The following is a 24,352-nucleotide window of genomic DNA, read 5'->3' as shown; positions in this document are numbered from 1 at the left end:
TTAACTAAAACAAAATTAAAAGACCAAAAGATTTGTGCCATAGATCTTGGAATCACAAACTCTGCGGTTTGTTCAGTTATGGATTCAACCGGAACTGTCTTGGCTCGAAAGTTTATTAACCAGTCAAAAGAAAAAGACCGATTGTATACAATGACGAACAAATTACGCAAAGCACAAGCGATTTCCGGTTGGATATCTGCTCAGAACTTTTGGCGTAGAATCAATGGGATTCAAAAACACATTGTAAATAATACTTCTTACGAGATCGTGAAGTTCGCTCGCGAGAATAATTGCGATGTAATAGTCTTTGAGTACCTGGATAAAATGAAAACCCCTAAGGGATACTACGGTGCAAAGAAACTTCGTTTCAAGCTCCATTATTGGAGAAAAAAAGGGATTCAAAACAAAGTCACTCAAGCTGCTCATTACCTCGGAATGCGTATTTCTAGAATTAACGCTTGGAATACAAGTGCCTTAGCTTTTGATGGTTCAGGAGAAGTAGAGAGAAATCCTAAAAAAGACCTTGCCACGTTCTCGACGGGCAAAGTTTATCATGCGGATTTATCAGCTTCTTACAATATCGGAGCTCGATATTTTATTCGAGGAGTCCAAAAATCCATTTCTGAAAAGAAATGGTTGTCCCTTCAGGCAAAAGTTCCTGAATTGGCAAAAAGAACAGAACAAAACTTGTCTTCATTAATTAGTCTTAACTTGGCATTAGAGTCACCGAAGGTGGCTTAATAGCTTGTTTTGTACTCTATTTAAGACAAGGGATGCTCCATCAAATTGTACAACAAATTAGTTGGAGAGGTTCACAATAACAATGGATATATAGTCTTAATAAAAGATGCTAATTCCGTACAATTAGTTGTAGATGTTTATAACTTAGAAAAAGGAAAATACACGGTTGCAATAGTAGACAATCATGGCAATGGAGTCTTGGTTGGAGAAGGTAATGTAAGTATGAACTATGTACAATTAATAGATGAAGTAACTTTTACACCTAGTAATTCACATAAGTTACTTTTGTGGACTGTCCATCCTACAAGGTTATTTGGGGAACGATGAACCTATGAATTTAGTAATTAAAAACTCTAATGGTGAAGAAATAATTAATGAAGAACTTACGATCAAAGGGGAATAACACCATTCTAATAAGGTCAGGGTGAGTGAGTTTTAAATTTAGTCATTAAACTAGAGTCGGAAGAAGTTCAAGGTGGAACTTATGTTATATATTACTTTTTTATGGGATTACATGCTGTCTTATTTTTTATGAAAACAATTCTAAACTAAGCTATATTGAGGTGATTAAGTACTGAATTCAGTCCTTAGTCACCGTTAGATTCCTCTATCAGAGCTGTAAAATATAACTATTACAAACTATCAAAATGATTTCGTACAATAGTACGCTAGATGATCTTCTTTTTTCTCGAGTGGTTTTAATTCTTCCTTAATACTCATTGTTTGAAGGGAGAGGTATTATTCTCGCCTTCTAATCTTATGGTTCCTTCTAATACATATGTTTGCTTACGTTTTCTTACTAAGCTCATCATTCCTGCAATTAAGAATAGCAGAGCTGTTAAATAACCTAGGATTTCATTCAATAAAGATGCTACTAATGTAATGAAGGTAATTGGTACCGCGGCAATAATTAACGACGTTCCAGCTAGTAGTGGCTTCTTATTTCCTCTCAGGCTAAAGGCGGCAATTAGACCTAACATCAGACTAATAAAACCCGCTACCATAACGAGCCATGCTGTACTAGCCATGCTTTCAATAAAATCAGTTATATTGGTTACTGCCACATCAGGATAATCTAAAGCTAGCTCATCCTCCAATTCACTTAGAAATTCTTCGTTCTTTAAATAATATATCATTCCGGCTCCAATAATAGCTATTAATGCACTTAAGATGGATGCTATCCCTGAAATAATAATTTCTCCTGTTCTCTTCAAAGTAACACCTCCCTTTCTACGGTGGTTATGTGAATATATTACCATGATTATGTTAATTTATCATAGTTTGTAAAATATGATAAAATTAATTGTTGGAATATTAAGATTATTATTATAGCGGAGAATACTATATTGACCTTATATTGGAGCTTGTCTGAATATGATGATCCAGCATAATACGATATATGAAATAATAGTAATGTAGAATTTGAATTTCGCTTAAAGTCGGTAAAAAAAGGTTTAAAAGATAGCGTTTAGCACAGTATATTGTTCTCCAATATGAATATTTGACCTGAACCGTAAATATGGTATTACATGATTGTTCCTTAATATGTATTCAAATATAGGATTTATATAACATTCTTCTGTTAATTCCTATACAAGTGGAACTAGACTAGAGAATGCTACTTGAAAATTTTTGTTGGAAATATGCTCTAATATAAAATAGCGGTAATTAAGTGATGGATACGGGATTATGGTCCTTATCGTAAACTGTATGCAAATGTAATGAAATTGGCATAGTTAGATAGGTGCTTTGTCATACTACCATTGTTAATGAAGAAAAAATGCTACGGTCAGAGTTGAATCTGTGCTGAGTGAATTTTTACTATTTACATATGAGGTCATAATGGTTGTTGAAAGTATGATGAAATATTTTAGCTTTTTAACAAAACAATGACTAGTATTACTATTCCACCTAAAATAAGTATTGAAATAGGGAGAAGTATAGCAAGAGATAATGGCCAACTCCAACTTTGAATTTCTGCAACAATAAATAATATGATTCCAATACCAATTAGTATCTTCCCAGGCATGGAACGATTTTTATGAGGTAATTCTTTAGTTATCCACCAAGCGAAAATAACAATGAAAAAGGGTACTCCAATAAAGAATAAACTTTGTACCAACATTATTTTTTCTACTCCTTATTCTTATAAAAAATTGCTCTATTAGCATACATGAGATATTACCTTGAGCTTTCATTAATAACTCTAGCTACTAATAATACTAGATAATTATTAATATATATATGAAGAATTTCTTAAGATTTCTAAACCTATAATTTTTACACGGTTTATGTGACAACTAATATTAATCCATAATGATTATTGAGTCGATAAGTTTTTTTTAGCTATAAATTAGTGGGGAGTCAGGAGCACGATCAATCGATTATGCTATTGTTACCAAATTTGAACCGAAACATGCAGTTTTAAACGTTTGTCATCGGATTAGAAAATAACAGATGCCACAAACTTTAGTTGTGTATATGTTTATTTTGTAAGGAAAACAACAATTAATACGAAATAACCATATCAATAAACTGAGCTGCCAATATAGAAATAATCGCCAAAGTTAACATGAATATAGATTAGAATTTACTTTGTAAAGCCGATTTCTAGGGTGTTACCCCTGATCATATATAGTAGAGTCTCTATATGATTAACAGATATTTAAGTTTGAGTTTCTTATAAGATTTTAACTACGATATTCAACGGCTTGGAAAGATAAAATCTAAACAAGTGTGATAATAGAAGGGAGATAATAATGACTAATTCCATCTTATCTACGAAACTCAATATCCCAATAATGAGGCGCGAGTTAGTTGTACGAAGCCGTTTAATTAAGCAGCTAAACGATGGGATGTACCGGCGTTTGACTCTCATATCAGCTCATGCAGGTTTTGGGAAAACGACATTAGTGAGCGAATGGCTTGCCAACTGTAATTGTGCTGTAGGATGGCTGTCGCTAGAAGAGGGAGATAATAACCCTCACTCTTTTCTCTCTTATATTATTGCAGCAATACAGACAATAGAGGAAGATCTAGGTGATGAACTGTTGAGTTTACTCGGATCTCCCCAGCCACCCAAATTGGAAGGTATCTTAACTTCTCTTCTTAATGAAATCACTTCAATACCATATAACTTTATTCTCGTACTTGATGACTATCATACGATCCATACACAACCTATAAACGATGTCATGACATTCTTTTTAGAAAATATGCCTTCACAGATGCATTTGGTAATTACAACTCGTGAAGACCCTAAACTTCCTTTGGCACGTTTACGAGCAAGAGATCAGCTGACGGAAATACGCAACTCAGACTTACGCTTTACTAGCCCTGAAGCTGCTAGCTTCCTTAATCAAGTGATGAATTTGAAGCTGTCAAATAACAATATCGATAACCTAGTAACTAAAACGGAGGGATGGATTACTGGCCTTCAACTGGCTGGGATTTCAATGGGCGGACATGATGACCCATCAAGCTTTATAAAAACATTTACAGGAAATCACTCTTTCATAGTTGACTATTTAGTAGAAGAAGTTCTTAAACAACAGTCAGTATATATCCAGAATTTTTTATTGCAAACATCAATTTTAGATCGTTTATGTGGCTCATTATGTGATGCAATAATGCAAGATACATTTCTTAAAGGGCAGCAATCACTTGAGTTTATAGAAAAATCGAATCTGTTTATTATTCCTTTGGATAATGAGCGTCGCTGGTATCGGTATCACCACCTTTTTGCAGAATTGTTAAAACAAAAATTGTTGCATAGCAGTGATGATACCTTAGTGAGCAGTGGTATAGATATTGGGCAATTACATATACGCGCAAGTATTTGGTATGAAAAAAATAACTACGAGATTGAGGCATTTCAACATGCTACAGCTGCTGGTGATGTAGAACGAGCTGAACGTTTATTGTTGGGGAATGGGATCCCTCTTCACTTTCGTGGAGCTGTTGTCCCTGTAATGAAATGGCTTGAAACATTAACAACAGACACATTAGATGCTCATCCTACATTATGGGTTATATATGCTTCAGTACTCTCTATGTCTGCTCAATATAACGAGGTTGAACCAAAATTACTCGCTGCTGAAAGGGCCTTGCATGGACTTGAGAAAAATATGAAAACTCGGAACCTTATAGGGCATATTGCTGCCATACGTGCGCTGCTGGCTACAGCACAAAATAATGTAGACGTAATAATTTCCGAGTCTCTTATTGCACTAGAGAACCTAAGCCCAAGTAACTTAGCGGTTCGAACTGCAACTACTTGGAAGCTAGGTGTAGCCTACGAACTACAAGGAGACAACACAAAAGCGAAACAAGCATATTCAGAAGCTATTGCTACTAGTAATGCGTCAGGTAATAAAATAATTGCAATATTATCCACAATCGCCCTAGGGAACTTACAAGTAAAAGAGAACCTGCTCATGCAAGCATTTAAAACATACGAGCAAGCTCTAAAAATGAAAGATGATACGCCGTCATCATATTCGTATCATGTATATATTGGTTTAGCTCGTATTTATTACGAATGGAACGATTTAGATACAGCTATTGAATATATAGAGAAAAGTAAACAACTAGCGAAATATATAGAAAATTATAATCAAATTATTACGTGTAACCTTCTCTATGTCCAAACATTGCTTGCGAAGAAAGACCTTGAGGTCGCAACTAATATCTTAAATGAAATAAAACAGTTTGCTATTCAGTATGACTTAGAAGATCGAATGTCAGAAGTCTGTGAGACAGAGGTACTTTTATTGTTAAATCAGGGAAAGGTTCATGCTGCACGTGAATTAGCTGAAACATACAAACACCCACATAGTCAGGCAAGAGTATATCTTTCTCAAGGAGACATCGCTAAAGCTCAGCATGAGTTAAACACTTACTACCAAGAGGTAAAGCAAAATGGCATGAGAGAGAAAATGTTGAAGGTAAAGGTTTTACAGGCAATAGTTTCTTATTTAGATGGTGAAACAAACGAAGCATTGCAATTGTTAACAGACCATCTATTAGAAGCAAGCTCTGGTCGTTTTGTTCGAACTTTTCTTGATGAAGGGGAGCATATGGAACGATTATTGACCAAAGCATATGCTAATGGGATTATGCCAGAGTATATAGACCTTTTAATACAAGCATTCAAACTTGATTATGTAGCACAACAAAATATGACTCAACCTCAGCTCCTATTTGATGCTTTGAGTGAACGTGAGCTTGAGGTTTTACAGCTAATAGGACAGGGGTTTTCAAACAAAGAAATTAGTAAAAAACTATTTATTGCATTAGACACTGTTAAAGGACATAATCGAAGGATTTTTGAAAAGCTTCAGGTTAGAAGGCGCACTGAGGCTGTTGCCAAAGCACGTGAGATGGGGTTGCTGTAGAATTATTCAGGCTCAGCCCAGTTCGTATGTCGCTTACTCCTACATATTGAAAAACAACACTAAAGTGTCTATGGATTTAAAACAAATAGAAGTAAAATAAGATACAGGCTTCAAAGAATCTGCCATAAGGAAGATAAGATGATTATTGAGGAAATTATGGAAATATTGAAAACTGCCAACCTTAGTTCCCAAAAAGGAACTAATAGAACTAATGCAGAGGTTATTTGTAGGTTTTTCATAACCTAGACAACCAGTGGTCGATATTGTATTCTCTCGAGTCGTTAAATAAGTAGGTAATAATAGCTAATTTAACAAAAGGTGAAAGGAGAACAAATTAATGAAAGCATACAGAATGACTGCAGTGATCGTAGGTGTCCTCTACATTATCGGAACAGCATCAGGAATTTTAAGTAAGTTAGTTACCGGGGATCTACTTGCTGGGGAGGATTTTTTAAGCAAAATTGCTGCCAATCCTCATCAGCTTAACCTAGGCGCATTTTTTATTCTCATTATGGGGCTTTCTTTAGCGGCGATGCCTGTTTTCTTATACCCACTCTTCAAAAAAAAGAACGAAGCCCTGGCACTGGGAATGGTCGTTTTCCGAGGACCACTAGAGGGAAGTGTATATATCCTAGCGGTAGTCAGTTGGCTCTTGTTAAGCGTGTTCAGCAAGGAATTCACAGCGGCTGGAGCAGAGGAGGCATCTTTACAGGTAATTGGTAATGTCCTGCTTCAGGCAAATGACATCATGAGCCCCGTTACGACTATTGTTTTTATCATCGGGGCAATGCTGCTGTACACCCTCTTCTATCTCACCAAACTTCTCCCTCGTTGGTTATCTGTCTGGGGTTTGATCGGAGCGGTTATCTATCTGGCTGTCGACTTATTAAAGTTATTTGGACTAAACCTTAACTTAGAAATGTTGTATGCTCCGTTGGGTGTGCAAGAGATGATAATGGCACTTTGGTTGATTATTAAAGGATTCAATCAAGCGGCACTTAATGAGTTGCTGACTGCTAAGCACGGCAAATAAATGTCAATTATTATTTCAAACGAACGATAGGTAATAAACTTGACGTGAGATTATTTTGAGCTAATTGCCTTAAATAAGATTCTTTTTTCGTTGCTCTTTCATTAAAACTCGAGCAACTGAGATGTACTATATGTTTTTTTAGTCTTTAGAGAAAAGAACCGAACGTGTTAATTTTTTTAGTACAACAACAGCCTATTACGAAAAGCATGATCTGAACGGAAAAAGTAGGTTGATGAGTAGTTATGATAATAGTAAGGAGGAGATATTAATTAAAGCGATTACATGCATTAAATACGGTCCACCTGAAGTCCTTCAGCTTAAAGAAGTGGAAAAACCCATTCCAAAAAACAATGAAGTACTCGTAAAAATACACGCAACTGCAGTAACTGCAAGTGATTGTGTAATCAGAGGTTTTAACATGCCTGGCAACCCTAGCTTTCCTAAAAAGCAAATCATGGAACTGATGATGAGAATATTCCTTGGGTTTTCGAAACCAAGAAATCCTATAATCGGACTCGTATTCTCAGGGGTCGTAGAATCAGTAGGTAATGATGTTGAGATATTCAACAAAGGTGACCAAGTGTATGGATTTACAGGAAATAGCCGTGGAACATATGCTGAGTACAAATGTGTATGTGCGAAAGAAATTGAGCAAGGGGAATTGGTGCTAAAACCGAAAAATATAAGTCATAAAGAAGCGGCAGCGATAGTGTATGGTGGTGCTCTCGCAATGCACTTTATGCAAGATGGTGATATCCAAGATGGGAAGAAAGTGCTTATTTATGGCGCTTCAGGAGCAATAGGGACGACTGCGGTGCAACTAGCAAAACAATTAGGTGCTGAAGTCACTGCGGTATGTAGCTCAACGAATAGAGAATTAGTGAAATCTCTAGGTGCAGACAAAGTAATAGATTACACTAAAGAGGATTCATTAAATCAATTAGAACTTTACGATTTTATCCTTGATGCTGTTGGAAAAAACAAAAGCTCGAAACTAAAAAGTCAATGTGAAACAGCACTTAGTAATAGTGGAAAATACGTGTCTGTAGATGATGGATTTTTAAAGATACATCCACAGTATCTTATTAAACTTAACGAGTTAATTGAAGCGGGACATGTTAAGGCAGTCATAGACAGAAATTATCCATTAGAAGAGATCGTTGAAGCACATAAATACGTAGACCAAGGTCACAAAAAGGGGAATGTAGTCATAACTGTATAATATTTTTGGTATAAGGATGTTTAATAACCATACTACCCTAATAACTTAAGCTAGAACTGACCCTTTATAGCAGCTAATTCAAATTTGACTTACCGCACTGTTTTTAAAGCCAGTTGAAAAATTATCAGGAATAAATATGAACATGCTACTTTAAGTGAAAAAGACAATGACAAGTATATATTGATAAAATAATTTGTTAGTTAATTTATGAAGTGAAAAATTAGGATACTTTATTAAAATGGCGCCTCTTTCCAAAAGGAGGCGTCATTTTTATGATATGACTTGGAGCATGTATTTTACATAGCTATTGTTGATCAAGCTACTCGTTTTCTTTATTTTTGTATAGCGATATCGTGTTGTTTTGCCCTTCTACTATTTCACCTCGTTTCACAGCCCTTAAAATGCCAAGTAATGAATGCTAATAACTAATTATTAGTAAAGACTTAAGAAATTCTTCACTATTATGTATCGGGGTTCTTAAGAATCACTTAGTAATATTAGTATCAAATAAATGGTCGGTTGATATTTTTGCAATATAGAAATTTAAAAAGAATGTATCAACCTTCCTACAATAGAGACATCTAGGTCCTAAATATAACATGGGTCTGTTATAAGAGAAAATGAATTGGAGGTATCCTTATGATTGAAGTGAAAAATGTCATAAAAAAATATGGTAGAAAGCGTGTATTAAAAGATGTTTCTTTTACTGCTAAAAAAGGGGAGGTTACTTGTTTAATTGGTATTAATGGTGTAGGTAAAACTACCATTATGAAATCGATTATGGGATTAATGCCTATAGATAGTGGTGAAATCCTCATTGATGGTGAAAGGCTCCATAAAGGGAGCTATGAGAAAATCACCTTTATTCCAGATTCAATAACGATGTTACCACATATGAAAATACATGAAGCCTTTACTTTCATGGCTGATTTTTACGATTGCTGGAATCAACAACGTGCCACAGAGCTGCTTCAATTCTTTAAATTAAATGAAGCTGACAGAATCTCAGATTTATCGAAAGGAAATACAGCAAAAATGAATCTTCTACTAGGATTAGCGATGGATGTTGAGTATATTCTAATGGATGAGCCTTTTTCAGGTATTGATGTGTTTAGTCGTGAAGAAATTGCAAATGTGTTTACTAGTGAATTAATAAAAGATCGTGGCGTCATCATCACCACACATGAAATAAACGATATTGATCATTTAATAGATAAAGTTGTTTTACTAGAAAATGGAGAAGTTTTAAAAGAGTTCGATACAGAAGAAGTGAGAAAGAGCCACGGGAAATCAATCATCGATGTGATGAGAGAGGTGTATTTAGTATGAAACGTTATATGAAGTTAATTGATTTTGAGTTTAATCGTTTTATAAAATTATATGTAGTATTAATGGGGCTAACATTCTTTTCACAAATGGTCGGGGTCATTTTTCAATCAAGAAGGTATGTAAATCGAGCTAATGAACAAATATATGGAAATTTCATTCCAATGGATGTGTTTTTGCAAGAGAATGGAACGATGTCCTTTCTAAATATTTCAGAAACGCTATTTTTTAAGGCACCGATATTATTTGCTATCGTTACGTTAATACTATGTGTGTTTTTTATATGGTACCGTGATTGGTTCGGTAAAAATACATTTAGTTATCGTTTATTAGCGTTACCAACTGCACGTATTAATCTTTATTTAGCAAAGGCGACAACGATTCTACTATTAATATTAGGTCTCGTAGCATTCCAGTTATTATTGTTACTCATTGAAGGTCAAGTTTTCCAATGGATAGTCCCTCATGAGTTTCGTACCGATTTAACTTTTATTGAAATTACAACTCAAGACACATTACTAAAAAACTTAATTCCAACAACTTTCACTGAATTTCTACTTTATTACGGAAGTGGCATGACATTTGTATTTATTGCTTTTGCCGTTATTTTGTTTGAACGATCTTATCATTTAAAAGGTGTGTTCTATGGCATTATCTATAGTGGTTTATGTCTTTTCATTTTGTTGGCTCCTTTATTAATAAATAAACTTGTTTTAAATGATTATTTGTATCTCAAGGAACTATTTTTTGTGGAACTAGGAATTGGAGGAATTATCTTAGTTGGAAGTATTTTGATCGGACATTTCCTTTTAAAGAAAAAAATTATGGTTTGATAGGAGGCCAAAACTAATGAAACGATTTGGAAAAACAATTTTGCTTTGTATTGTTACTGTAATAATAATAGGAACTTTTTACATGCAATCTAGTATAGCTGCAACAGAAAATAAACTACTTGTATGGAAAAAAGTAAGTGGAAATGAGGATACAGTAAAAAATATAGAAATATTAGCAGCGGGTTATACAATAGAAACGCGTGAGCATCACAACTTGCAAATTACAAATAAGAATACAATTAATCGAAATAACACACCGTCTCTACTTGAACAATTGTCAGAGAGTTGGATACACCCCATTATTTTGGAATGGAGAGAACAGTACAACAATTTTATGCGTGGTAAAAATTCAATTAACTTAAATCACTATTATGAAGATGATAACGTGCTAGTTTATGTCGGTGATATTTGGGATTATCAATCTCGATCCAATATTTCATTTAATATTGATATTCTTAATAAAAAATCTGAAGAAGTTAGCTCAATCCAGTTGAAGTTACCAAATAAAGAAAGTTATGATTTCCTAGACGTAAGAGAGATCCAAGTACTTAATGGGATCGCTAAGGTCTTTGCAAGTGGTCAGCGGAAAGATGGAGGAGAGGATTTAACGGTTTACACGTTTGATATAGATGAGCAAGAGTTCATGAATAGTGAATTACTACTTTCTACACCGATTATACCAAGTACGATAACCAATTTCTATGCAACCATAACGATGATGAATGATTTAAAATCTGTTGAACCTCAAAAATATCTTTTAATGAAAGCAGATGCTACGATTTATAGTGAAAATGGTGAGACGGTACAATATGACGATGGTTCAGGTTCAGATCCTAATGAACTTGTTATATACAACATAGAGACAAATCAATCCAAATCATTGACTATACCAGATGAAATGTTAATATCTTCTAATTCATCTACAATTGTTGGTTCAACGCTATTCTTTACATCTCAACAAGAAGATGAATTTGGAGTCATTATGTATGATATAGAAAAGGAAGAATGGGGAGATAAAATAACTTTCGATTTTCTTAATGAACAAACTGGTTATGATATAAAATATCAGTTAATAAATGGAAAAATAAATATACTCCACTCAACAACTAATGGTTATGCCCTTTATGTTAGTGATTTATCCTCAGGAGAGTTATTATATGAAGGGAAACTTACAAGTGAAAAGTATGATCAATTGGGTATTCAAAGTTTAAGTTAATGATTTAAAGCAGCCCAATAATGGATTATTTGGGGCTGCTTGTCTTTATTACATTGATGATAGAGGTATTAACCTAAAAAGTGTAAAATAGTTTCCTTAGTAAGGATTAATTGGCATAACAGTAATTTCTTAGTTGGGGAACTAACCAAAAAAACCAGTAGAAGATAAAGAGGGGAATGTACTTATGTATTTATAGTCCCCACGCGGTTTTTAACAATCTAATTCCTTCTATTATCTCAGCTTCAGATAAGCCTCCATAACCTAGTATAACTTTAGACTCTTCATGCTTTGTAGATTCGTCGTAATATGTTGATAAAGGATATACTTTTACACCAACCTCTAGAGCTGAAGTAACTAGCTCTTCCTCTACCATTTCGTTACTAACTTCTAGAATAATATGTAGCCCTGATTTTTCACCAATGATATTTACTTGATTCCCAAAATCATTAGTAATTGATGTTATTAACGTATGTTGTTTCTTCCGGTATATTGTTCTCATTTTATTTAAATGACTGTCCCAATACCCTTCTTTCATAAATCGAAATAATGTATCTTGATGTAACCGTGAAGCTGCTTGTTTATAAATAGAAAAATACTCTTCATACCGTTCTATTAGATGTGGAGGTAATATCATATAGCTTATACGAATAGATGGAATTAACGATTTAGAAAAACTTCCAAAATATATTACATTGTCATACTTATCGAGTCCTTGTAATGATGGAATTGGTTTTCCTTTATATCGAAATTCACCATCATAGTCGTCTTCAATGATATAGCCCTTGTTTTCATGAGCCCATTTTAATAAATCAATCCTGCGTGAGATAGGCATAACCATTCCAAGCGGAAACTGATGGGATGGAGTAACGTAAATAACACTCGCTCCGCTTTGTCTTAGCGCATTCATATTAATTCCGTCTTCATCAACAGGAATTGCAGCTGTCTTATTTATTTGATTTTTTATAACTGCCATTGTTCCATTAAATCCAGGATTTTCGAATGCAAATACATGGTTTATTCCTATTATTGTGCATAATTGACTTATTAATTGCTGTGTGCCAGCTCCAATAACTACTTGGTCTGCGGAACATCTAACGCCTCTGGATGCAAAAAGATGTTTTACGATAACCTCTCGAAGTGATAATTCTCCTTGCGGGTGCCCAAAATTAAAAAGTTCTCCTTGGTCTTCATATAATGACTGGATAGTTAATTTTCTCCATAATGTATATGGGAACTTTTCTAAATCTACTCTTCCGACATTGAAATCAACTTTAATGTTTGTACTCTCTACTTTTCTATTATTGATTTGTTGTGGGTGAGGATGATTATGAGATAAAAAGATGCTGTTATCTAAATCCGTTACAAAGTATCCTTTTCTTTGTATGCTTCTTACATAGCCTTCAGCACATAACTGATCATATGAGGCCTGAATGGTGTTAAGGCTAATACCTAGATGTTGTGATAACTTTCGTTTAGACGGGAGTTTTTCTTTTGGTTGAATACTTCCTGCTATGATTTCTTTTTTAATATAATTAGTCAATTGAATATAAATAGGTTTTTCACTCTTAGTGTTTAATACGGGTGTTAATTCAATCAATGTGAATTCCTCCATTTATTTCTGGTACCATTCATTTTATGTAAACTGATACTTTTAATTATATCAATCTATGGTTAAATATGAATAACAAGTGCTAGGATCTAGTTGAACTTAATTTGAAAACAAATGTAAATGATCAAGATGAATTTTTATAACGTACATAGGAATTATTTAACATAATGTATGGTTAACTAATTATTGTAATTGTGGATGTTATTCAAACTTATGATATGAAGTACAACTTGTTCAATAAAATAGAAGGGGAGTTTGTTATGAAATATAGACCATTAGGTAATACAGGTATTCATGTATCGGAAGTAGGGTTTGGCTCATGGCAACTTGGAAATAGGAAAGATTGGGGAGAAATGAATGATGACGAAGCAATTAGGCTAGTTCATGAAGCTATTAATCAAGGTTGTAATTTCTTTGATACGGCACCTAACTATGGATTAGGAAAAAGTGAAGAGCTGTTAGGAAAAGCATTAGTTGGCAAAAGAGACCAAGTGATTATTAATACAAAATTTGGCCACCATTCGAATAATACTCAAAATTTTGATGTGAACCTATTACGTCAATCACTTGAAGGAAGCTTAAAACGTCTAAATACTGATTACGTCGATTCGATATTATTGCATAATCCTCCGTTTCACTTTCTTAATGGGGAGAGTCCTCATTATGAATTACTAGAGCGTTTAAAAGAAGAAGGGAAAATTCGTGCATATGGTGCTTCGGTTGATTCAAGTGTTGAATTATTCGAATTACTAGAAACTACAAATAGTCAAGTAATTGAAGTCATGTATAATATCTTCCATCAGGAGCCTGCTAAAGCATTTCAATTAGCAAAATATAAAGGTGTTGGCCTTATTATTAAAGTCCCACTAGATTCTGGTTGGCTTTCTGGTAAATATAATGCACAAAGTTCATTTGAAGGTGTGCGTGGTCGTTGGTCGAAAGAACAAATTGAAACAAGAGCAAAATTATTGTCTAAGCTACGTTTTCTAACAAACGATGGAACAGCGATGGTGCAAGCTGCTTTACGGTATATTTTAGCTTGTCAGGAAGTCTCGACGGTTATTCCAGGAACGAAAAGTATTCAACAGCTATATGAAAATAATTCAGCTACAGAAAAGGAAATGTCATTAGATATGGTTAAAAAAATACAACGGTTTTGGGAAAAGGAATTGCAAAATCAGCCGTTACCATGGTAGACGTTCTCATTTGATAACCTAATATTACTCTTTTTATATGTTTAATAGTTTATCTTTTTGACCCAAGCTATAATTGAAGAAGTTTGCTTCACCAAATATGTAAATTTAACAAAATCGAAAGAATACTAGGTTGAGGGGAAATGTAACATGGCTGTATGGGAAAGGTGGGTACCAGTTGAAGGGCTTCCTTCAAAAATATATAATTCCTCCCTTATAGATAATAAGGAAGGACTGACTTTAACATTTATTGATGAACATGACGAAACAGAAATAACTATGAAATTTGATGTAGGTGTATTATCTTATTCAAATACTGAAGAAGGCTCATTAATTAAAATGCTTTCTTCATTATATAACAATTATGACGAAAGATTTTATAGTGAGTGGTCTCTATTTAAATTAGGTGATTCTGAATATTTAAGTTGGTTTCTTGAAGAAAATGCTGGTTTATACGACACTATTAAAATTAGCCATTACGTATTTCTTACACCAAATGATGTAATAGAAGTTCTGTCAAAATACCCACCTACTATAGCATTAACAAAGCGTGTTTAAGGCTCTTTTCGTAAATATAGAAGATAAAAACGTCGTTTTATACAAGACAAGGTGCCTCGAATCTAAGTTGTATACGTGTATATTTCTTCGTATGAAAAACAACATTCTATACAAAACAGTTTATTACGAAAAGCAACAATTATTGCGAGAACAGCCTTGTTTAAAGTTGTAGGTGGTTTATCTTATGTAAATCTCATCTGGTAGCCCAAGTAAAATAGCTTGTTAGGATATTCTACTATAGTAAAAATTGAGATTAGTTTACACGACAACTAAGTTAAAACTTATTAAGCTATTGATAGCACTTTTCTTTCTAAATAATCATGAACGACAGAGCTCATTAATTTAGGGAACTGCATCCACATATATGCGTGCTTAGACCCTTTGATATGCTTAATTTCACTTTCTTCTACTAATGTAGAAAATTTTGTCATTATTTCTCTAGCCTTTAAGTTGTGCCACTCATCATCACTCGGTAACATGAGAATAGGACATTTAACTTTCTTATAATATTCTTCAAACTTAACATCCCAATAGTGTTGAATATATTCCTGTCTTGCAAGTAATGGAAAACAGTTAGTAAAGTACCCGTCTTCAGTTTTTGACATATTATGTTTAACAAAATTTAAGAAATGTTCGTTCCATATACCTTGCTTTTTGAAGTCATTTTTCATTGCATTAACGAAATCATCCTTTGTGTTGAAAGCTGGTCTTGTAAAATTCACCAAATCTATACGTCTTTTGTCAATTGTTTCTTTTATTATTTCTTCACTATCATTGATTAAGCCGTATGGTCCAAATTCATTGAATAAAGCCCCTTCACATATAATTGATTTGACCATGTCCGGATATGATGAAGCAAAGCTTAATGCAATTTCTGCACCTAATGAGCTACCTACAATATGACACCTCTTAATCCCTAATTCTTTTAATAACAAATACATATCAGCTGCCATATCATCAATATGATAACCTTCTTTTGGAATATCTGACTTCCCATGACCTCTTATGTCTGGAACAATTAAATTAAAATGATTTGTAAAATATGGGATAAGGCTATCCCACATATGGGAATTTCCAGAACTAAAATGTAAAAAAAGAATAGTTTCTTCTCCAGGAATTGAATATCTGACATTGATGGTGACCCTATTCTTTAGCGTAAATAATTGTTCAATCAATTTTACTTCCCTCCTAAGCGGTTTCAATATTCCTTTAATCAGAGTAAATACTTTAGACTTTCTAATTCAAAATTGATTATAACAAAGCAACTCTGACATATACTTGTCAGAGTTGTTAATGTATTTTTACTTAGGGACTTTTCGTAAACTTTGTTGTTAGTTATTAATTTATTAAAGTAAAAAAGAAGTCTTTATAGGATGAAAAATACATAATTAGTTCAATATTGAAAATACATCAATTTTTTTTGATATTTACCTTGCAAAATGTTCTCACGTGGGATATAGTATTAATTAATCAAATAAATTTGATTTATAAATGTAGAAATATTAAGCAAGATACGAATGCATTTACATTTCATGAACAATTTAAACACTTGAGGTTTGTGTAACAAATTTATTTAATGCTGACATACCGAAACAAGGATATAAATTGATTATCTCTAAATTTAAGTTGTCAGATTCGTTTTACTTGTTGTTCATTTTTTTTGATGGATACATCAAAAAAAATTGATATATATATTATTCATTAGGAGGTAATAAAGTATGAAAATTCATGTTGGTTTAAATGTAACAAATTTAGAGGCATCGATTGATTTTTATTCGAAGTTATTCGGAACAAACCCAGCAAAGACCAAACCTAACTATGCGAAATTTTTGCTAGAAGAGCCAGGATTAAATTTCACATTGCGGCCTGTAGATAGTGTAGAAGGAAACCACATTAATCATTTCGGCTTCCAAGTGTCCAAATCAGAAGAGTTAAAAAAGCATAAAGAAAGATTGGAAACTCAAGGGTTCTTCTCTAGGGATGAGAAAGATACAACATGTTGTTACGCTAGGCAAGATAAATTTTGGATCACTGACCCAGATGGCCATGAATGGGAATTCTTTTTCACCAAAGAAGACACTGAGGAAGACACTATCAATAATAATTGCTGTGCTTAATATGAAGAGGAAGGGAGAATGACTTATGAATGATTATGAGTATGAACATATGATGAAAGAACAAATGCGCAAATTAGATTTGATTAACAGAGAGGCATGGAAATATGAGCCCTATTATCCATCAAAGATGCCTCTCTCAATCAAATCCCTCTATTCTGAATTAACAAGAAAATTATTTCGAAAACAACAGCCTGTACCTTGCTGCATTAACTAACTATATTGAAACCACCAAAGGTCAGTTGGAAAGCCTGATCTTTGGTGGTTTTGTTTCATTATTTTATTGGCTTCCTTGATTCATTTGGGCTAAATCTTGCATAACGTCAGCGGCAACATCAGCCAATAGCTCTGAAATGTGAATTTCTCGAGATGTTTGCGCACCATGTTTTAATACTTTGCCTATCAAATATTGTGTTTTATCTTCACCAGCACGTTCGATAAACATTTTGCGTTCAAGGTCGATCGCTGCTTGTTCATCTTTAAGTGCTAAGTCAACAATATCCTTTATCATGTCTATATTACGATGATCAAGGAAAGTTAATGGTGGTACAACTTGCTGTAGCATTTCTTCAATAGAATCTGATGGAATATGACGTGTAATCAGACCAAAGCGCTCGGCAGTAGGTGCATCCATATCTGCACTCGTCAAGAGGAATTCTAAAGCTCTTGTACGCCCTAACCGTCGTGCAGCTTGTACGCTTCCTTGTCCACCTGGAGGTATGTTTGTACTTAACTCAGGTTGAGCGAACACCGCATTTTCAGTTCCATATACTATATCGCAAGCCATAACAAGTTCATTTCCACCACCACGTGCCGCACCGTCAACTATTGCAATCGTAATTGCGCGCATGTTTTTAACGTCCTCAATTAATTGCATGAAATTTTCCGTTCCAGTTATACCTTCTTCTTTTCGATTTATAACAAGCACATCTAAGTGAGCACTGAAGAAATGTTTATTGTTTGAACGGAAGATGACTACTTTATTATGCTCATCCTTATTTAACTCACTTATTACTTGTTGCAATTCAACAATTAGATCATTTGAAAGTAAATTTACTTCACCATGATCTATTAGCAAAGTTGTAAAGCCCTCACCTTTCTGCACGGTTACACTTGTTGTATTCAAATTGCTACCTCCCTTTTTTAATTTACTATAGTTAGTCTCTATTTCATCAAAGGAAATATAATTATTTTATTTGATTTATAATAGTGCTGATAAATGACAATAGTATAGCTTTTTTCCATATTTCTAAAGGCTCTTAAATTATGTATGAACATTTAATAGTAAGATGGGAGGTTTAGATGGGTACTGCTTAGACGAAAAACTTCAATTAATGCGAAAACAGCTTAGCTAATAGAATTTGTAATGTACGATGAATCATTCAAAATTGATAAGAAACATAATAGAAGGGAAGGATATTATATTATTTAGAAGAGACAATAGCTTATAGCAATAAATATCTTGAAAAAGTTTATATGTGGACTTTTAGAGGCAATAGTCGCGTTTGTACATAAAGTGTCAGTATTGCTAAAGATTGTGTAATGATAAACTTACCTTTTGGTGTAAATCGCAAAAGTATTTTCCCGATGTACAAAAAACAAACTACAGTGCGTCACCATCTGTTCATGCACTTAAATGTTGGGAAGGGCATATAAAAAACACCAAATATATCTTTAGTTAAAATATCTTGAATTAAAGATAAAATTAGGTTAAACTATTTATGAAAGAAAAATTATAAGGAGTGAAGCATCATGAGTTTAAGACCATTAAAAGGCAATCATCATGTTTCTGCCATAACAGCTAATATAAAAGAAAACTATAATTTTTATACAAAAACACTCGGTTTACGTTTAGTTAAAAAAACGATAAACCAAGATGATACTTCTATTTATCATTTATTTTATGCAGATGAAAGGGGAACTCCGGGGACGGATTTGACTTTTTTTGAAATCCCTAATGCAGGAAGAACTTACAAAGGAACCAATAGTATTACCTTAACAGCGTTACGTGTTAAGAATGATGATTCATTAACCTACTGGAAAGAGAGGTTTGAACAGTTAGGTGTAGATCATGATGAAATATCTCATCATTCTGGAAGAGCGACATTAAGCTTTCGTGATGTTGAAGGTCAACGATTGGTTCTTGTATCAGATGAAAATAATGAGGGTGTTCAAGGTGGGAAGCCATGGGATAAGAGTCCAGTACCTGTCGAGCATGGCATTGTTGGGTTAGGACCTATTACTTTAACTGTAGCACATGCTGAATCTACCGCAAGATTTTTAACAGATATTCTAGGCTTTCGTGAAACTCGAAGCTTTCCTTCCTATACAAAGGAGCAGGATACAAATATTCGTGTTTTCGAATCAGGTGAAGGAGGTACTGGTGGAGAGGTTCATCTAGAAGAACGAAGCGATCTTCCAATTGAGAGACCAGGAAGAGGAAGTGTTCATCACTTGGCTTTCCGTGTTGAAGATCGAGAAGAATTAAACAAATGGGTGAAGCGGTTGACAGAGAGTAGAGTGGCGAACTCTGGATTCGTTGAGCGCTACTATTTCGGTTCCTTATACTTCCGTGAACCAAATGGGATTTTGTTCGAGCTTGCAACTGATGGACCAGGGTTTGAATCAGATGAGAGCTTTGAGACTTTAGGTGAAAAGTTAGCTTTACCACCATTTTTTGAAGGTCAAAGGGAATCTATTGAGAAGAAATTAAAGCCACTTGATACTAAGGAATAAACAGAGGAGAGTGATAACTTGAAACATATATATAAACAGGGAAGCCGACCAGATTTACCAACACTACTTCTCCTTCATGGGACTGGTGGAGATGAAAATGATTTATTACCTCTTGCAGAAATCATTGAACCTAGAGCATCTATATTAAGTGTAAGAGGAAATGTAGATGAAAACGGAATGGCACGTTTTTTTGCGAGACTCCGAGAAGGGGTATTTGATGAGAAGGATCTAGTATTTCGCACAAGTGAGCTTAATAAATTTATTGATGACAGTGCTAATGAATATGATTTTAAACGAAATAATGTAATCGCGGTTGGTTATTCAAATGGTGCAAATATTGCTGCAAGTCTTATGTACCACCATAAAAATGCGTTAAGAGGCGGTATATTATTTCATGCGATGGTTCCACGACGGGGGATAACACTTCCTCATCTAAATAATCTACCAGTGTTCATCAGTGGTGGTAAACATGACCAATTAATTTCTACTAAGGAAACAAAAGAGCTTGTTAGAAATCTTGAAGAATCACATGGACAAGTTACAGAGTATTGGACAGAAGGAGGGCATGAACTACGGAAGGAAGAGCTTAACGCCGCAAAAGTTTGGTTTGAGGAAAATTTTATTTAAACGAAAAAAATAGGCTGTTGAGGAAACTCAACAGCTTTATTTTTATGATTTCACAAAGCGGATATATTATTTTGATAAGGTTGTTATCACATTAATTGTTGCTAATCTTAATAGGTTGTTTTCTAAATATTATTTACATTCCCATACTTATCACATAATTCTACTATATTCTTATAATGTAATATTTTATATTACTTACATATGATGAGGAGGGTTTTTTACATGTTAAAAAAGTTAGGTTTGCTTGCATGTGCTGGAGTTATGACAGTTGGCATACTGGGATCAACTAGTGCCCTAGCTAGCGAAAATGAAATGGGGAAGTTTGATAAAGAAACTTTTATGGAAACTTGGAGTAGTCTTACTCAGGAAGAAAGGGAACAAAAGATTTTTGATAGAGCTTCGGATATCGGTATAGATACAACAGACATCTCTCTTGAAGAAGTTCGCAATTTGCTACAAGCAAATCGAGAGCAAACTTTTTTAGATAAGGCTGTGGAAGGTGGAATTGATATATCTGACAAAGATATTGAAGAAGTAAAAGATATATTGCTAGAACATTGTAGACAGGAGCTACTACAAAGAGCTGAAGACTTAGGGATAGTAACTGATGGCAAAACGATAGATGACTTAAAAGGAGAAGTGCGCGAGGAACTCCAAGAAGTAACAAGTAACAGTGAGAGAAAACAATTGTTAGAAGAATGGTCTAGTTTAAGTGACATTGAAAAAGAGTTAAGACTAAGGGATAAGGCTGAAGAATTAGGTATCATTACTGATGGTAAGGAAATTGAGGAGATAAAGGAACTTATTAAGGAAGAGCGAGAGAAGCGCCAACAGGAAAATTAAAACTAATATAAGATCGAATAATTTATAGCTTACGAATAACAAAACGTCTGGTTCTGATTATCTAATGTACCAGCGTTTTTTTTATAGACATTTTGAAAGAAACAGTATTTAATAAAAAATGGTAATCGTATTAAGAATTAAATATATACACAACTAGAGTTTGTGGTATTAAACAGTATGACAAAAGAGAAGGTATGTTTGTTACGTTTTTAACTGAAAAGAAATCGCGCTCAAACGAAGATATGGCATCTGTGGAATGATGATAATTAACGTATTTATTGACTTCATGTAAAAAGAATTTATACAATATAGATAATTGTTATCTACGGCTCTTTTCGCAAATTTTCTTTAATATTTCTAGCAACAACTTAACAGCTAAACGAAATTTGATGCGAATATCATGGTTTAGAAGAACAGATGACACGAAATTCTAGTTGGATCACGTTTTGTTCTTGTTACGTAAAACAATAATAACTGAAAACAGTATTATGAATAAAGGAGAAATGGTAATGCAATACAGCGTAGGTGTTGAGTACGCGCTTCATAGCTTAGTTTATTTATGTTCCACCTCAAAGGTTGGGCCCATCGGAATTAAAGATTTAGCAAAAATACAAGGGCTATCAGAAACATATTTATCCAAAATTTTCACAAAATTAGTAAAGGCAGATATTATTACTTCAAGTACAGGCGTGAAAGGTGGATATGTATTAACGCAACGACCTGAAAATATTACTTTTTGGGATGTAGTTAGGGCAATTGAGGGTGAGAAACCATTATTTCAATGCAGGAGAATAGTTGACAAAAACATTTTTAACGAGCCATGTAACGAAGGCGAATGTTCTGCAGACATACCTTGTCGAATTAATCTAACGATGTTAGAAGCTGAAAATAAAATGCGGGATTATTTAAAAAGTAAAACTCTTTTATGGTTAAAAGATACATTGGATCAAGAATTACCAACTGAAACGATTGAAAAAACAGCAGAATGGTTTGATGAGCATATAAAACCTTAATTAAAATCTGAGAAATCGCTTAGCGTATTATTTTAAGTCACCTAGTTCATTAATTTAACTAACTAGGTTTTTTTGTGTTTTTACACAGTGATTGAATCTACAAATAAATATCACAAATTGGGAGTTGACAAAAACAAGAAATAATATGTATAATCCAGATAAGGGTTATCTATAAAAAGAAAAAGCTAATACCAGGTTCGTGGTGATTAGACCAATTAAAAATTAAAATCGATATTAGTGTATAGTAATTGGGGCTTCACCTAAATTTTTTTGGTTTCTATTACGGATAACTCTTATCTTAATTATATCTAAAGAAGGAGTGTTCATTAATGAAGACAAGATTTATTATGGGAGACGTTGATCCAGAAGCATATAAAGTTATGTTCGGCTTAGAAGGGTATGTATCTCATTCCTCAATTGACAAAACAATGTTAGAGCTTATTAAAATCCGTGCATCACAAATTAACGGATGTGCTTTTTGTATTGATATGCATACGAGAGATGCTAGGAAAAATGGAGAATCGGAAGAAAGAATATATGCCTTAAACGCATGGCGAGAAACGGATTTTTATACTGACAAGGAAAGAGCAGTGTTAGCATTAACCGAATCAATTACATTAGTATCAGAAAATCACGTACCTGATGATGTTTATAATGGGGTCAAGAACCTCTATTCTGACAAGGAAATTTCAGAACTAATTATGTCCATTATTACAATAAATGCATGGAATCGAATTGCTATTGCTACACGTATGATGCCGATGAAAAATAAACAGTAAATAAAGTCAAGGAATTTGAACCAGGTCAGGTGGAATGAACTCCACCTGACAGATCAATGAAAAGAAAAGAAGCACCTTTGGGTTAAAATGAAGTGGGAGACCTATTGCACTTTCAATGATCATGAATCTCTAATTTTCTCATAAACTATGTTTAATCCATGAAAATTTCTGACTTTTTGACATATTAACTGTTTTCTAAAATTTAATTATTAGTATAATAATAAATATTTAATATGTTTAAAAGGAGGTCATTATATGGATTTGTGGCGAAATAAAGAGTTTTGTATATGTACGAATAACGAGTATTTAAATTTAGATATTATTCATCGTTATTTGAGTGAAGAAGCATACTGGTCAAAAGGGATACCGATGGAGAACATCATAAAATCTATAGCAAATAGTTCTTTATGCTTTGGAGTATATAAAGGGGAAGTAGGAACAGAGGGATGTGCACAAACTGGCTTTGCAAGAATAATTTCAGACTTTTCATCTTTTGCTTACCTTTGCGATGTATTCATATTACCAGACTTTCAAAAATTAGGTTTAGCAAAATGGTTATTGGACATTATTAACAATCATCCCGAACTAACAAATGTTCGTAGATTTATGCTTGCGACGAAAGATGCTCATTCGTTATATACGAAATACGGTTTTGAGCATATTAATAATCCAGAATTCTTCATGCAAAAAGTTCGTAAACCTTCGTATCAACAATAACTTGCAATAAAACGATGTTATATTGTCGGACTTGGTTTTGATATGTGCGGTTTAATTAATGGATTGCAAGATGTATATACCAACAAAGAGAATAATTAATTATCTATTTTACAAAGAATACTTCTTATTTAGGTATTCTTTTTTTATGTTCTGATGTCTGTATATCATCATGGTTTCGTTATTTCATCTGAAGTCAAAAAAAGTCACCGAATGAAACTTCTCCAACACTTACAAGTTTCTTATAAATTTACGACGGAATTTGTCGTAGTTGTATGCTAACTTTTATTTAATAGCACAACACATTATTTTGTATAAGACTGTTTTCGTAGTGTTGTTTATCGTACGAATACGGGAAGCAATTTGTATAACTAACAACCAAACTTACGATAAAGACTT

At 33.7% G+C, this 24,352-nt stretch carries 22 protein-coding genes and 1 pseudogene; 18 read left to right on the top strand and 5 right to left on the bottom strand.

Annotated elements, in window-relative coordinates; all coding sequences use genetic code 11:
- Positions 1-741 (top strand): annotated as a pseudogene (locus tag SLH52_RS12720) (RNA-guided endonuclease TnpB family protein); the annotation flags it as partial.
- Between the two features lie 45 nt (positions 742-786).
- Positions 787-1,068 (top strand): hypothetical protein, encoded by a 282-nt coding sequence (locus tag SLH52_RS12715; protein ID WP_320209653.1) that lies wholly within the window; start codon positions 787-789, stop codon positions 1,066-1,068.
- Positions 1,069-1,457: 389 nt separating this feature from the next.
- On the opposite strand, the gene SLH52_RS12710 is transcribed toward SLH52_RS12715, so the two are convergent.
- The gene (locus tag SLH52_RS12710) at positions 1,458-1,955 is read right to left on the bottom strand and encodes a DUF4064 domain-containing protein (RefSeq protein WP_320209652.1); all 498 of its coding nucleotides are present in this window, start codon (positions 1,953-1,955) and stop codon (positions 1,458-1,460) included.
- Between the two features lie 656 nt (positions 1,956-2,611).
- Positions 2,612-2,866, bottom strand: a complete 255-nt coding sequence (locus SLH52_RS12705; protein WP_320209651.1) for a hypothetical protein — start codon at positions 2,864-2,866, stop codon at positions 2,612-2,614.
- Positions 2,867-3,500: 634 nt separating this feature from the next.
- Between SLH52_RS12705 and SLH52_RS12700 the strand changes: the two genes are divergently transcribed.
- The 6 genes from SLH52_RS12700 (at position 3,501) to SLH52_RS12675 (ending at position 11,767) form a co-directional block, all read left to right on the top strand.
- Positions 3,501-6,137: a LuxR C-terminal-related transcriptional regulator gene (locus SLH52_RS12700; RefSeq protein WP_320209650.1), complete on the top strand. Its 2,637-nt coding sequence runs from the start codon at positions 3,501-3,503 to the stop codon at positions 6,135-6,137.
- A 337-nt stretch (positions 6,138-6,474) separates the two neighbouring features.
- Positions 6,475-7,170: a DUF4386 domain-containing protein gene (locus SLH52_RS12695; RefSeq protein ID WP_320209649.1), complete on the top strand. Its 696-nt coding sequence runs from the start codon at positions 6,475-6,477 to the stop codon at positions 7,168-7,170.
- 232 nt (positions 7,171-7,402) lie between these two features.
- Entirely contained in the window at positions 7,403-8,392 is a 990-nt protein-coding gene (locus SLH52_RS12690; protein ID WP_320209648.1) for an NAD(P)-dependent alcohol dehydrogenase, read from the top strand.
- 639 nt (positions 8,393-9,031) lie between these two features.
- Positions 9,032-9,721, top strand: a complete 690-nt coding sequence (locus SLH52_RS12685; protein WP_320209647.1) for an ABC transporter ATP-binding protein — start codon at positions 9,032-9,034, stop codon at positions 9,719-9,721.
- The gene (locus tag SLH52_RS12680) at positions 9,718-10,551 is read left to right on the top strand and encodes a hypothetical protein (protein ID WP_320209646.1); all 834 of its coding nucleotides are present in this window, start codon (positions 9,718-9,720) and stop codon (positions 10,549-10,551) included. Before SLH52_RS12685 ends, SLH52_RS12680 begins: the two co-directional genes overlap by 4 nt.
- Positions 10,552-10,567: 16 nt before the next feature.
- The gene (locus SLH52_RS12675) at positions 10,568-11,767 is read left to right on the top strand and encodes a hypothetical protein (RefSeq protein ID WP_320209645.1); all 1,200 of its coding nucleotides are present in this window, start codon (positions 10,568-10,570) and stop codon (positions 11,765-11,767) included.
- Positions 11,768-11,957: 190 nt separating this feature from the next.
- Here the strand turns inward: SLH52_RS12675 and SLH52_RS12670 are convergent, their stop codons facing one another.
- On the bottom strand, positions 11,958-13,364 hold the full coding sequence (locus SLH52_RS12670) for a PLP-dependent aminotransferase family protein (protein ID WP_320209644.1): 1,407 nt from the start codon (positions 13,362-13,364) through the stop codon (positions 11,958-11,960).
- A gap of 272 nt (positions 13,365-13,636) precedes the next feature.
- Between SLH52_RS12670 and SLH52_RS12665 the strand changes: the two genes are divergently transcribed.
- A complete protein-coding gene (locus SLH52_RS12665) occupies positions 13,637-14,572 on the top strand; it encodes an aldo/keto reductase (protein WP_320209643.1) in 936 nt (311 codons plus the stop codon).
- Between the two features lie 147 nt (positions 14,573-14,719).
- The gene (locus SLH52_RS12660; protein WP_320209642.1) at positions 14,720-15,127 is read left to right on the top strand and encodes a hypothetical protein; all 408 of its coding nucleotides are present in this window, start codon (positions 14,720-14,722) and stop codon (positions 15,125-15,127) included.
- Between the two features lie 284 nt (positions 15,128-15,411).
- Here SLH52_RS12660 and SLH52_RS12655 read toward each other — a convergent pair whose 3' ends face one another.
- On the bottom strand, positions 15,412-16,302 hold the full coding sequence (locus SLH52_RS12655; protein ID WP_320209641.1) for an alpha/beta hydrolase: 891 nt from the start codon (positions 16,300-16,302) through the stop codon (positions 15,412-15,414).
- Positions 16,303-16,845: 543 nt separating this feature from the next.
- Here SLH52_RS12655 and SLH52_RS12650 point away from each other — a divergent pair.
- Entirely contained in the window at positions 16,846-17,244 is a 399-nt protein-coding gene (locus tag SLH52_RS12650; RefSeq protein WP_320209640.1) for an ArsI/CadI family heavy metal resistance metalloenzyme, read from the top strand.
- Positions 17,245-17,269: 25 nt separating this feature from the next.
- A complete protein-coding gene (locus tag SLH52_RS12645; RefSeq protein WP_320209639.1) occupies positions 17,270-17,458 on the top strand; it encodes a hypothetical protein in 189 nt (62 codons plus the stop codon).
- 63 nt (positions 17,459-17,521) lie between these two features.
- On the opposite strand, the gene SLH52_RS12640 is transcribed toward SLH52_RS12645, so the two are convergent.
- Positions 17,522-18,367: an enoyl-CoA hydratase/isomerase family protein gene (locus SLH52_RS12640; RefSeq protein WP_214481151.1), complete on the bottom strand. Its 846-nt coding sequence runs from the start codon at positions 18,365-18,367 to the stop codon at positions 17,522-17,524.
- Between the two features lie 626 nt (positions 18,368-18,993).
- On the opposite strand from SLH52_RS12640, the gene SLH52_RS12635 reads away from it, so the two are divergent.
- The 6 genes from SLH52_RS12635 (at position 18,994) to SLH52_RS12610 (ending at position 23,956) form a co-directional block, all read left to right on the top strand.
- A complete protein-coding gene (locus SLH52_RS12635; protein ID WP_320209638.1) occupies positions 18,994-19,977 on the top strand; it encodes a ring-cleaving dioxygenase in 984 nt (327 codons plus the stop codon).
- A gap of 18 nt (positions 19,978-19,995) precedes the next feature.
- Complete coding sequence (locus SLH52_RS12630; protein WP_320209637.1) at positions 19,996-20,604, top strand: alpha/beta hydrolase; 609 nt, start codon at positions 19,996-19,998, stop codon at positions 20,602-20,604.
- A gap of 222 nt (positions 20,605-20,826) precedes the next feature.
- The gene (locus tag SLH52_RS12625) at positions 20,827-21,447 is read left to right on the top strand and encodes a hypothetical protein (RefSeq protein ID WP_320209636.1); all 621 of its coding nucleotides are present in this window, start codon (positions 20,827-20,829) and stop codon (positions 21,445-21,447) included.
- A gap of 509 nt (positions 21,448-21,956) precedes the next feature.
- Entirely contained in the window at positions 21,957-22,460 is a 504-nt protein-coding gene (locus SLH52_RS12620) for an Rrf2 family transcriptional regulator (protein ID WP_320209635.1), read from the top strand.
- A 329-nt stretch (positions 22,461-22,789) separates the two neighbouring features.
- Positions 22,790-23,239 carry a carboxymuconolactone decarboxylase family protein gene (locus SLH52_RS12615; protein WP_320209634.1) on the top strand — a complete coding sequence of 150 codons (450 nt, stop codon included), beginning with the start codon at positions 22,790-22,792 and terminating at the stop codon, positions 23,237-23,239.
- Positions 23,240-23,494: 255 nt separating this feature from the next.
- Positions 23,495-23,956 carry a GNAT family N-acetyltransferase gene (locus tag SLH52_RS12610; protein ID WP_320209633.1) on the top strand — a complete coding sequence of 154 codons (462 nt, stop codon included), beginning with the start codon at positions 23,495-23,497 and terminating at the stop codon, positions 23,954-23,956.
- The last annotated feature ends 396 nt before the right edge of the window (positions 23,957-24,352 follow it).

The sequence above is a fragment of the Cytobacillus sp. IB215665 genome, assembly GCF_033963835.1.
Classification (GTDB): Bacteria; Bacillota; Bacilli; order Bacillales; family SM2101; genus Nanhaiella.
The sequence above is the reverse complement of the archived record's forward strand: the minus strand, read 5'-3'. Positions and strand labels throughout refer to the sequence as shown.